The 10,946-nt window shown below is 51.7% G+C and carries 10 protein-coding genes; 4 read left to right on the top strand and 6 right to left on the bottom strand.

Annotation, left to right across the window (positions count from 1 at the left end):
- Positions 1–69 precede the first annotated feature (69 nt).
- The 5 genes from A7983_RS00740 to hutW form a co-directional block, all read right to left on the bottom strand.
- Positions 70–792, bottom strand: coding sequence for a glutamine amidotransferase (locus A7983_RS00740; RefSeq protein ID WP_005969801.1), 723 nt, complete (start codon positions 790–792; stop codon positions 70–72).
- A 221-nt stretch (positions 793–1,013) separates the two neighbouring features.
- Positions 1,014–1,490 carry a YlaC family protein gene (locus A7983_RS00745; protein WP_235778010.1) on the bottom strand — a complete coding sequence of 159 codons (477 nt, stop codon included), beginning with the start codon at positions 1,488–1,490 and terminating at the stop codon, positions 1,014–1,016.
- A 181-nt stretch (positions 1,491–1,671) separates the two neighbouring features.
- Complete coding sequence (locus tag A7983_RS00750) at positions 1,672–2,301, bottom strand: NAD(P)H-binding protein (protein ID WP_005969805.1); 630 nt, start codon at positions 2,299–2,301, stop codon at positions 1,672–1,674.
- Positions 2,298–2,798: a heme utilization cystosolic carrier protein HutX gene (gene hutX / locus A7983_RS00755; protein ID WP_005969806.1), complete on the bottom strand. Its 501-nt coding sequence runs from the start codon at positions 2,796–2,798 to the stop codon at positions 2,298–2,300. Before hutX ends, A7983_RS00750 begins: the two co-directional genes overlap by 4 nt.
- Before the next feature lie 14 nt (positions 2,799–2,812).
- The gene (gene hutW, locus A7983_RS00760; RefSeq protein WP_005969807.1) at positions 2,813–4,126 is read right to left on the bottom strand and encodes a heme anaerobic degradation radical SAM methyltransferase ChuW/HutW; all 1,314 of its coding nucleotides are present in this window, start codon (positions 4,124–4,126) and stop codon (positions 2,813–2,815) included.
- A 408-nt stretch (positions 4,127–4,534) separates the two neighbouring features.
- Here hutW and A7983_RS00765 point away from each other — a divergent pair, with 408 nt between their 5' ends.
- Positions 4,535–6,718, top strand: a complete 2,184-nt coding sequence (locus A7983_RS00765) for a TonB-dependent receptor plug domain-containing protein (protein WP_005969808.1) — start codon at positions 4,535–4,537, stop codon at positions 6,716–6,718.
- Positions 6,719–6,729: 11 nt separating this feature from the next.
- Positions 6,730–7,551 carry a heme/hemin ABC transporter substrate-binding protein gene (locus A7983_RS00770; RefSeq protein ID WP_039478202.1) on the top strand — a complete coding sequence of 274 codons (822 nt, stop codon included), beginning with the start codon at positions 6,730–6,732 and terminating at the stop codon, positions 7,549–7,551.
- Between the two features lie 166 nt (positions 7,552–7,717).
- On the opposite strand, the gene A7983_RS00775 is transcribed toward A7983_RS00770, so the two are convergent.
- A complete protein-coding gene (locus A7983_RS00775; RefSeq protein WP_005969812.1) occupies positions 7,718–9,310 on the bottom strand; it encodes an ABC-F family ATPase in 1,593 nt (530 codons plus the stop codon).
- Between the two features lie 117 nt (positions 9,311–9,427).
- Between A7983_RS00775 and A7983_RS00780 the strand changes: the two genes are divergently transcribed.
- Positions 9,428–10,324, top strand: a complete 897-nt coding sequence (locus A7983_RS00780) for a PhzF family phenazine biosynthesis protein (protein ID WP_005969813.1) — start codon at positions 9,428–9,430, stop codon at positions 10,322–10,324.
- 19 nt (positions 10,325–10,343) lie between these two features.
- A complete protein-coding gene (locus tag A7983_RS00785) occupies positions 10,344–10,889 on the top strand; it encodes a GNAT family N-acetyltransferase (protein ID WP_005969815.1) in 546 nt (181 codons plus the stop codon).
- Positions 10,890–10,946: the final 57 nt, after the last annotated feature.

The following is a 10,946-nucleotide window of genomic DNA, read 5'->3' on the forward strand; positions in this document are numbered from 1 at the left end:
GGTTCGATCATCACCAATAGATGGCGATCGAACAGGACGTGTTATCGCAAACCACACTTCAAGCGAGGGCTATTTCGCCGCGTAGCACGCGACAAAATCCAGCAGGATCTTACGCGCCCAGACAGGTTCTTGTTGAATATCCATCATCCGATCCACATCCCAACCGCCCTGTCGCAGCGCCGTTTCATTATGGCGCAAGCACGTCAGCATGATATCCGCGCTGAATTCCGGGTGAAATTGTACCGTTAAGACTTTCTCGCTGTAGCGGATAATCTGACAGCCATCCATCTCTGAGCTCGCCAGCACCTGCGCGCCTTCCGGCGCTTCCAGCACGGATTGCTGGTGGGTCAGGTAAGCGCCAAACTGCGGCGGATAGTCACGCAGTAAGGGATCTTGTGCCGCAACATCATTGGTTGTAACCATCTGAACGCCGACTTCCTTGCCGTTCGGGTTATCGCCTACTTTGCCGCCCAGCGCATCGGCCAGCAGTTGATGCCCATAACACACGCCTAGCAGCGGAACATCCGCGTAATACGCCTCGCGCAGCCAGCCAGCGGTGTATTCGCTCCAGTCCAGCCGATCTGTGACCATCGACCACGAGCCGGAGATAATCGCCGCCGCCAGCGTATCGAACGGCGGCAATGGTTCCCCAAGATCGGGGCGAACCACCCGCACCGGCTGCGTTTTACCTTGTACCGCATCGGCAAACCACTTCCCTTGTTGCCCAATCTGAGACGCAATGCCTTCCGGCGGTTGACCCAACTGAATCACCAGCAATACCTTTTCGCTCATCGTCCTGTTCTACCTGTATTCGAAAAACCATCAGTCTGGAAAATCAAAAGAAATGCAACATTCGTCGCTTACAACGAACGTAGCACTCTGTCTTCATGAAAACCAGTCCTTATGAAAACGAATCCCTGAGCAAACCAAACACCATGCAAACCTCAGCATAGTGAAAACGACGGGATTATCTGGTCATTAGGAAGGTGGATAACCGGAGGGGAGATCTGGGCTTATGCAGAGGGTTGTTGCCGATAGGCCAGCGAGAAAATATCGTAGAAATCAACATCACCTTTCGTGCGTTGAATCTTCTCTATCCCCGCTTTCACAGCGGACGGGACCTGCTCGTTGCGTAGCAGTTTATCCAGCGTGTCCTGCGATACATGGCGGATCGTAAACCACTCGCCATTGTAGCAAACGCGTAAATCCAGCGTATCAATGTCTTCAAAGCGATAAGTCGGGTTGATATCTATCGAGAGTGCCAGCGACATCACCAACAGGAAAACGGTAAAGCCAATCAGGTACGGCAAACCAAAATAAGGGGCGTAATATAAGATCATCGCAACCGGCACGTAACTTACCAGCATCGCGCCAAACAGATAGGGATGTGACTGCATGAATTTGCGGCTAAAACGTATTTTATTATCGCGTTTTTCTTCCCGATTAATACGTTCAATCTCTTCAGTCAGAAGGCGTTTTACTTCATCCATCGTCATCACCATCATACGTATAAAAACTGTCATGCTTTAACAAAAACACAACACGGTTGGCGCTGATTAGAACATAGGCATACAAGAGATAACAGATACAGTTTTCGACAGATTGACTATAACAGTTCGTTTGATGCCGGGATGAACGATCCCGGCAGCATGGATGACGCAATCGCGAGGATTACGGAATGGCGGGCATCGTGAGATCGGGATCGATCAGATTGTAAATGTGATTACCGAACACAGGCTGTTGCAGCAGTTGATCAACCGCCAACGCCACATCCCAACGAGAGACTAACCCCAGCGTAGCCGCACCTTGTGTGAGTTGCGCATTGTGCGTCGCGACCACATCCAGCAGGCCACCGGGACGAACAATACAGTGATCCAACGTACTGCTTTGCAACCAACTTTCTGCCAGCGATTTCTCACGTACCGCGAAACCAAACGCAGCTCTGGCGCGTGGCGACAACTGCGGCCAAGTGTCGCCACAGCCCAGCGAGGTCACCAACAGCATACGCTTGATGCCAGCCTGTTCTGCACCATCGATCACCGTCCGGTGCCCTTGATAATTTACCGTACCGCCGCCCATCGTCGATACCACAATGGCCGAGGGGCCAGCCACGCGACAGGCCTCTGCTACCGTTTCCGGGTCACAGGCATCGCCTTCCACCACGGTCATACCCTGTTCGCGCCAGTGTTTGGCCTGTTCAGGGTTGCGTAATACCAGTACTACCGCCTGCTCGCACTCAATAGCTCGCTGTAATAAGCAGGCGCCGACCCCATTGCCTGCGCCAAAAAGTAACCATGTCATACCTGCTCCGGTTGTAATTCACTCGCCAGCGCATGGAACGCCTCAACCTGAGCGCTCAGCAGTTGGCGGTGGCTGTCTCGTCCAAGGAAGATTTTAAACATCGCCGCACCACTGGCATTAAAGAACACCACGGAGGCTGTGTCCATCCCCATGAACTTGCGTTCAATAAACGCAATATGCTGACAGCTCGTCGCACGGATATGTCCGCTCAGGCCATTTTTGCCACGCAAATTAAAATAACCGTGGCGATGCGTACCGGTTGGCAGCTCGCTCTTAAACTCCAGAATCGCATCCGCTGTGTGGCTAATGAGCGTCACTTCACCCCAGGTCGCAATCGTGTCCCACACCTGATCGAAACGATCGCCCGTCACCAGCGCACGCTGATCCGCAGGCAACGCCTCAACGACAGCAAACAGCGAGGTATTGTATTTTCCAGCAATCTCTTCCAATGTGCCATCAGGGTTGGTTGCCAGTAATTCATTCAGTGTCATGGTCATGGTTGCGTCTCCGGTTAGTGCGCATGCTCTTCGGCATTAAGTTGAGGGATAATTTGTTGTAGTGCCTGCATCAGGTTATTCGCCCAGAAGCGGCCATCGTTAGTCAAGCGCAGGCAGGTGGAATCGTCACAGGTTAACCCTGCCTGATGCCACTGACTCAGCAAAGGCTGAAGTTCACGGGCATGTTGGGTAAGCTGAGGCAGCTTGATGCGACCAACCTCAATGCCCGCCTGAAGCTGATGCTGCCACGGCCCAGTCGGGCTGGCTGGCGTCATCATCATGATCGGTTTTTGCCCCTGATCGATCTGCTGGTAATAGCGCTCCAGACTGCGCTCCATCATGTAGGCTTGCCCGTTTATATTGCCGCCCGCGCCGCTGCCCATGGCGAAGCAGTCCGCGCCTTGTTTAATCAGCAGGTTGTACAGATTGCGTTCACGCGTAGTGCGCGCCCAGTGGCTGTTGCTAAGCTGGTGCCAGCCCGCATCGGCCAAAAATGCTGCACCCGTCCGGTAAAAATCACGTCGGGCGACCACATCAGGCAGCGCAACACGCTGGTTCTCTGCCGCTTTCGCCAGCGGTGTTGTCGGTAACAGGTTAAGCGCATACAGATCGACGCCGTCTAGCGGTAAATCGCTGACGATCGCCAGATCTTCGCGCCAGATTTCCGGCGTTTGTTCCGGCAAGCCGAACATCAGATCGCATACAACTGCGGCCCTGTCGCGCTCACACAACCGCTCAAGAAAGCGAATTGATTGCTGTTTATCCGAGGTGCGAGCCATACGCTGACGAATACGAGTATCAAACGTTTGAATCCCGATGGAGAAGCGGTTCGCTCCCGCATCCAGACAGGCATCGATCCGTTCATCGTCAAAATCCATCGCCCGCCCTTCTACTGTGATTTCACAGTCAGGTGCCAGCGGCAGAGAGGTGCGGATCGCACGAATGATTTGCGACAGCTCATCGGCCGCCAGTGCCGTTGGCGTACCACCGCCAAAATAAACCGCATGAATGGGCGCAGACTGATGCAGCGGACTCTCCGCTTCCATCGCCAATTCCTGTAATAGGTAACGGGTATAGGTCGCGGTGCTGTCATCACGCAGTTTATTTTGGTAAAAACCGCAGAACGTGCAGTGCGTAGCACAAAAAGGGATGTGCAGGTAGAGCAGACGCTTACGTGCAGGCACTATCTGCTGTTTCAACGCCTGCCAACCGGCCGGAATTTGTTCTGGTGAAAGTGGCACATGGTTGCGCCAAGGCATTGCCATACGTCGGGCGCCAAAAGGCTGCTCACCGGGCTCGGCATAATACGGCGTCAAATCGATGTTCATTAACGGCCCCCAAATAATCAATAAAATAAATTAAATGATAATTATTTTTATTTAGCAACCAGCCCAACAGGCAGAAGGGAGAGCGATAATTTTTTTGGCGTCGTTTTCTCTTTAAATTAACCGATTTGCTTATTTTGTTTAAAATTCCCCAAGTCAATAAAGACAGTTATTTCTTATTATTTTCATAGCATTAATCCACTGCATCGTTTTTAAATGTTAAATAAATGAAAACAAAAGCCACTACATTAAAGTTCGTTAATTTAACAACCAATGAAATATTGCAAGTCCTTATTTAATAACAAGTGAGATGACAGTCACATTTTTAGATATTCATTTAAATTTAATTATCGCCACTTACGCCCAAATGATAACGTTAATGAGAATCATTAACCTTTCAGAGAAGAAGCCATGAATAAAAAGGCCACACGCTGGGCACTCTTTATGCTGCCTGCTATTTATAGCGGTGCAATTAATGCAGCCACAAACGATTTATCCACAACACATTCATCCACAAGCCATTCAACGACAAACAGTGATGAAATAACCGTTATTAGCGCAGGGAGAACGGAACAGAATTTATGGGAAAGCCCCGTCACTATGCAGGTTGTCGATAATGAAAAGCTGAGTAAATATACCAGCGATTCTATTGCCGAAGCGCTACGTGATATTCCCGGCGTCGATATTACCGATACCGCATTGGCAGGTCGTAAACAAATACGTATTCGCGGTGAAGAAGCCTCACGCGTATTGGTGTTAATTGACGGACAGGAAGTCACTTATCAACGTGCCGGGCCCAATTACAGTCTCGGATTATTAATTGATCCTTCTTATATCGAGCGCATCGAGGTGGTAAAAGGCCCGCACTCGGTATTATATGGTTCACAGGCTATCGGCGGCGTCATTAACTTTATTACCCGCAAAGGCGGAGACAAGCCGCTGAGTGGCAAAATCAAAGCCGTTTACGACAGCGCCACCGCAGGCTGGCAGGAATCCGGCTTAGCCTACGGGTCCATCGGTAACTTTGACTACCGCCTCAGCGGCAGCTATAGCGACCAAGGCAACCGCAGCACGCCGGATGGTCGTCTGCCGGATACCCATTTTCGTAACAGCGGCCAGTCAGCTTGGCTCGGCTATCGCCTGGGCGATCATAAGTTCGGCCTGTCGCTGGATAGCTTCAAACTCAGTACGCAGACCTATACCGATTCGGATGAATACGACAGTTTTAGCGTGCGAATTCCTGAACTGGAAAGAAAGAAGGTCGGCCTGTTTTATGACTGGCAGCTCGGCGGCAAGGTGCTGAAAAACCTGCATCTGGACGCCTACCAGCAAAATATTAAGCGCGAATTCCGTAACGATTTGTCGCAGAGCGGTAACCCGCTGCGTTATAACGGCATGTCGCTTTATCAGGGCAAAATGGCGATGAGTACAGGAACCGACGACAAGCAGACCAGTCGAGGGTTGACCTTACAGGCAGATATCACACCATTAGCCGATCATACGCTGATTGCCGGGGGACAGTGGCTCTCCGATGTGGTGAAGCAAAACGCCTTCTCCGATGTTCATGCAGACGGTTTTCTCTCTCCTGTCGCACCTTTCCCTATCTCGGTTAACCCTAGTTCGGTATCCAACAACCACTGGCGGCAGAATAGCTGGGCACTGTTCGCACAGGATGCATGGAAAATAACGCCGGACTGGACGTGGACGCTAGGCGCTCGTCAGTATTGGGTTGAGTCGCTCTCATACGGCGGACAAAAGACCGGCACAATAAGAATGAACGGTATGGTGATGCCGAACAACAGCACGTTCGCCACCAAGAAGGAAAATGACAGTACCTTAGTCACCGCCAGCAGTCTGCGCTATTCCGGTTTCGACAATATCCAACTGCGCGCCTCCTTTGCGCAAGGTTATGTCTACCCTACCCTAACGCATAAATTTTACGACACGGCAGCGGGCGGGAATACCACTTATGGTAACGCCGGTCTACAAGCAGAAACGTCGGATAATTATGAAGTCGGCATGCGCTATAAAGATGAGAGCTGGCTGCTGGATAGCGCCGTTTACCATTCACGCGCTAAAGATTACATCACCACGCTTAACTGCGCCGGTAACGCCATCTGTTCCGGCAGTACGGCTGAAGGTAGCCGTTACTACGCTAACGCCAACCGTGCGACCACATACGGGATGGAAATGTATGCGGAATACCTCGGCTGGACGCTGTCTCCTTACGTTAACGGCAACATCATCCGCCGTGAGCTGGAACTGCCGACTCGCAGCACCTATCGCACCGGTGAACCCACCTTTACTGGCAAAATAGGACTCAAAAACATCACGTTATTCGAGCGCATGGAGCTGGAATCAGATCTCTACTTCCGAGCAGCCTCACGTGCGAAGGATGAAACGGCAGATACCGCCGTTCAGCATAGCGGCTGGGCAACGGCCAATCTGGAATTCACCAGCACTTTCGGCAACGAGAATCAGTATCAAGTCACGCTGGCATTGAACAACCTGCTGGATAAACGCTACACCACCGCGCACGAAAGTATTCCGGCATCCGGTTTCAGCACCGCGATTGGCGCAGCGTTCTCATTCTGAGATTCATGATGATGAAGGCGATAATCGCGTTAATGCTCTTTGGGCTGTCTTCCTTCACCTGCGCGACCACGCCGCGCGTGGTGATTGCTGGCGGCTCACTGGTAGAAATTGTTTATGCACTCGGCGCAGGCAATACGGTGGTGGGCATCGATCAAACCACCACCTATCCGCCAGAGACGTCAACACTGCCACAAATCAGCAACTGGCAGCAGTTAACGAGCGAAGGTATTTTGTCGCTCCACCCAACGTTGTTGATGACCTGGCAGGATGCCAACCCACCGCAGGTGCTTAATCAGCTTGAGCAGTCTGGTGTAACGGTGGCACGTTTTACCCGCACGCCCAGTACGCCAGCGCAGTTGCTTAGCAATATTCGGCAAGCGGGTGTATTGCTCAATCGCGCTGATGCCGCCGAGAAGTTGGCCACTCGTCTCTCTCAGCAGTTGAATGCCGTAGCAGAGCGACTGACAACGCAGAAGAATCACGTCAACGTCGTGTTTCTGCTGAGTGTCGGCGGCGGCGCGGCGCAGGTTGCGGGGAAAAATACCGTCGTAGATAGCCTGATCACACTGGCGGGTGGTAAGAATGTCGCCACGCATAGTCAGTACCGAACTTACGGCGGTGAGGCGATGATTGCGGCGAATCCTGACGTGATTGTAGTGACCACGCAAAATATCGCAAACGGTGTGGAAGCGCTGGAGGTAATACCGGGGATAGTGCAAACCGCAGCTTGGAAAAATCAACGCATTATCGCGCTCGATCAGGCAATTTTGCTGGGAATGGGGCCGCGCGTTGCCGAGGCGGTCGAAGCATTAAACCGCGGATTTTATCCTTAACAAAACGAAAACATCCCCTAAATAATTCGAGTTGCAGGAAGGCAGCGACACAGTGAATCCTCAGGAGCTTACACCAGTAAGTGACTGAGGCGAGTATTGCCAACGCACATGCAGCTTGAAGTATGACGGGGATTAACGGCCTCAATAATGAGGCCGTATCACACGCTTACTGAATACCCTGACTACGCAGGTAATCTTCATAGTTACCGGTGAAATCGTTCACTTTATTTGGCGTCATTTCCAAAATACGGGTTGCCAACGAGCTAACAAATTCACGGTCATGAGAAACGAACAGCAGCGTCCCTTCATACATTTCCAGCGCCATGTTCAGCGATTCAATAGATTCCATATCAAGGTGGTTGGTTGGTTCATCCATTACCAGAATATTCGGACGCTGCATCATCAGTTTACCGAACAGCATGCGACCTTTTTCACCACCGGATAACACCTTCACTTTCTTCTTGATATCATCTTGACTGAACAGCAAACGACCAAGTACGCTGCGCACCGCCTGTTCGTCGTCTTTTTCCTGTTTCCACTGGCTCATCCAGTCAAACACCGTCAGCGTCTCATCGAATTCGTATTCGTGATCCTGCGCGTAGTAGCCAATTTTGGCATTCTCTGACCACTTCACCGTACCGCTATCCGGCTCGAAATCACCGACCAGCGTTTTCAACAGCGTCGATTTACCAATACCGTTAGGACCCAAAATGGCGACTTTTTCACCCACTTCGATCATAAGACCCAGCTTGCTAAACAGCAGGCCGTTATCAAAACCTTTACTCAACGCTTCCACTTCCAGCGCATTACGGAACAGTTTCTTATCCTGATCAAAACGGATAAACGGGTTTTGACGGCTGGAGGCTTTCACTTCATCCAGTTGGATTTTATCGATCTGGCGCGCGCGCGATGTCGCCTGCTTGGATTTAGAGGCGTTGGCGCTAAAACGACTGACGAACGATTGCAGTTCAGAAATCTGTGCTTTCTTCTTCGCGTTATCAGACAGTAAACGCTCACGCGCCTGCGTCGCGGCCGTCATGTATTCATCATAGTTGCCCGGATAAACACGCAGTTCACCGTAGTCCAGATCCGCCATGTGCGTACAGACCATATTCAGAAAGTGACGGTCATGCGAGATGATGATCATGGTGCTGTTACGCTCGTTAAGCACCTGCTCCAACCAGCGGATAGTATCGATATCCAGGTTGTTGGTCGGTTCGTCGAGCAGCAGGATATCGGGATCGGCAAACAGTGCCTGCGCCAACAGAACACGCAGCTTCCAGCCGGGAGCAATTTCACTCATCAAGCCATAGTGCTGCTCAACAGGGATCCCCACGCCCAGCAACAGTTCACCCGCGCGTGATTCTGCGCTGTAGCCATCCATCTCACCGTATTCTACTTCCAGATCGGCCACTTTATAGCCGTCGGCTTCGCTCATTTCAGCCAATGAGTAGATACGGTCGCGCTCTTCTTTTACCGCCCATAGCTCGCCATGCCCCATGATGACGGTATCCAGCACGCTATATTTTTCAAACGCGAACTGATCCTGACGCAGTTTACCCAGACGTTCATTAGGATCGAGGAAGACGTTACCACCGCTCGGCACCAGATCGCCGCCGAGGATCTTCATAAAGGTGGATTTGCCGCAGCCATTGGCGCCAATCAAACCGTAACGGTTGCCGCCGCCAAATTTAACGGAAATGTTTTCAAACAACGGCTTGCTGCCGAACTGCATGGTAATATTGTTGGTACTTAACACAGCACTTATACTCGAGTCGGAATGTGATTTGGCGCGCATTATGCCATAAGCGCGCGCCAGGATCGCGGTTAGTTTTGAGTAATATTTAAGCGATAGCGCATACAGGAGAGAAATGCGATGCCTATAGTACGTCGTTTCAAACAGGTCGACGTTTTCACCCAGCAGCCTTTCAAAGGCAATCCGCTTGCCGTGGTTATGGAGGCGAGTGGGTTGACCGATGCGCAGATGCAGGATATCGCGCGTTGGACAAACCTGTCGGAAACCACGTTTGTCCTGCCTGCTACCGATCCCGTTGCGGATTATCATGTCCGTATTTTTACGCCAGAAGCGGAGATGCCCTTTGCCGGACACCCCACGCTAGGCACGGCACATGCCCTGCTGGAAGACGGATTACGTCCTAAATCCCCGGGCCAGTTGGTGCAACAGTGCGGTATTGGCTTAGTGCCAATCAACATCGGTGATGACAAGAGTCTGGCGTTTCACGCACCGCAGGCTACCATCGTGCCGTTTGATGATGAACACACGCCGCTGCTGGAAAAAGCGCTGGGCATAACCGGTCTTGGTAGTGCTCACATCGATAAGCGCTATCCGCCTACCGCCGTACATATGGGCATTCGCTGGCTGGTGGTTCGTGTAGACAGCGCGGACACCTGTCTGAGCATTATACCGGATGCAGACGCGCTCACCGCCGTGCAGAGCCTCAGCCAGACCAATGGCATTGCTATCTACGGCCCACACGATGACGCGACGCCGGCCGATTATGAAGTCCGCACGTTCTACATTGAATGCGGCTACCTTAAAGAAGATCCTGTCACTGGCAGCGCCAATGCCTGTCTGGCAGCACTGCTTCGCCAGCAGCATTCCACGAATAATGTTACCGCGCCACTCAGTTATCTTGCACGACAAGGGACGATGCTGCACTGCGATGGTCGTATTACCGTGACTTACCTGGACGATGAACCTTGGATCGGCGGACACAGTGTCACAATCATTGACGGTACGTTGCTACGTTAAAAAATAAGGAATCTCGCTTATGGAAGCGCTATTTGCAGATAAATTGTATGAACTACGCCATCAGCCCCACTTGCGCCTAACGGTACAGGAAGAGAACGACGCCGATGTGCTCTTTACTCTAATTCAGCAAGAAAAGCCACGCCTGCGGCGAACGTTACCTTGGCCGGATTCCGTCAAGAGCGTCGATGACACACGTGAAACCATTCGCGGTAATAGACAGGAATTCTTCGCCAAAACGGCCGCCGTGTACGTCATTCGCTGGGATGACACGCTGGCTGGCATCGTTTCCTTCAACACGATTCAGGATAAAGAAGGCGTCATCGGCTATTGGATCGCCGAAGAATTCGAAGGGAAAGGCATTGTTTCTCAGGCCGTCAGTACGCTGATAGCAGCGTATACCGATGCAAACCTCATTGAGCGCTGCGTCATCAAAGCCTCAACGGCTAACATACGTAGTAATGCCGTCGCCCAACGGCTTGGTTTCCGTTTTCATCACACGGCAAAAAATGCCGAGCAGATTGGCGAGCAGTGGTTCGATCACAATATTTATCACTATCCCGCCTGACGCGCCCCACGGATTATATTCCCTCACCTGATTCGCTGCTCTATCGGGCGCGCATCA

Source organism: Pectobacterium wasabiae CFBP 3304, assembly GCF_001742185.1.
Classification (GTDB): domain Bacteria; phylum Pseudomonadota; class Gammaproteobacteria; order Enterobacterales; family Enterobacteriaceae; genus Pectobacterium; species Pectobacterium wasabiae.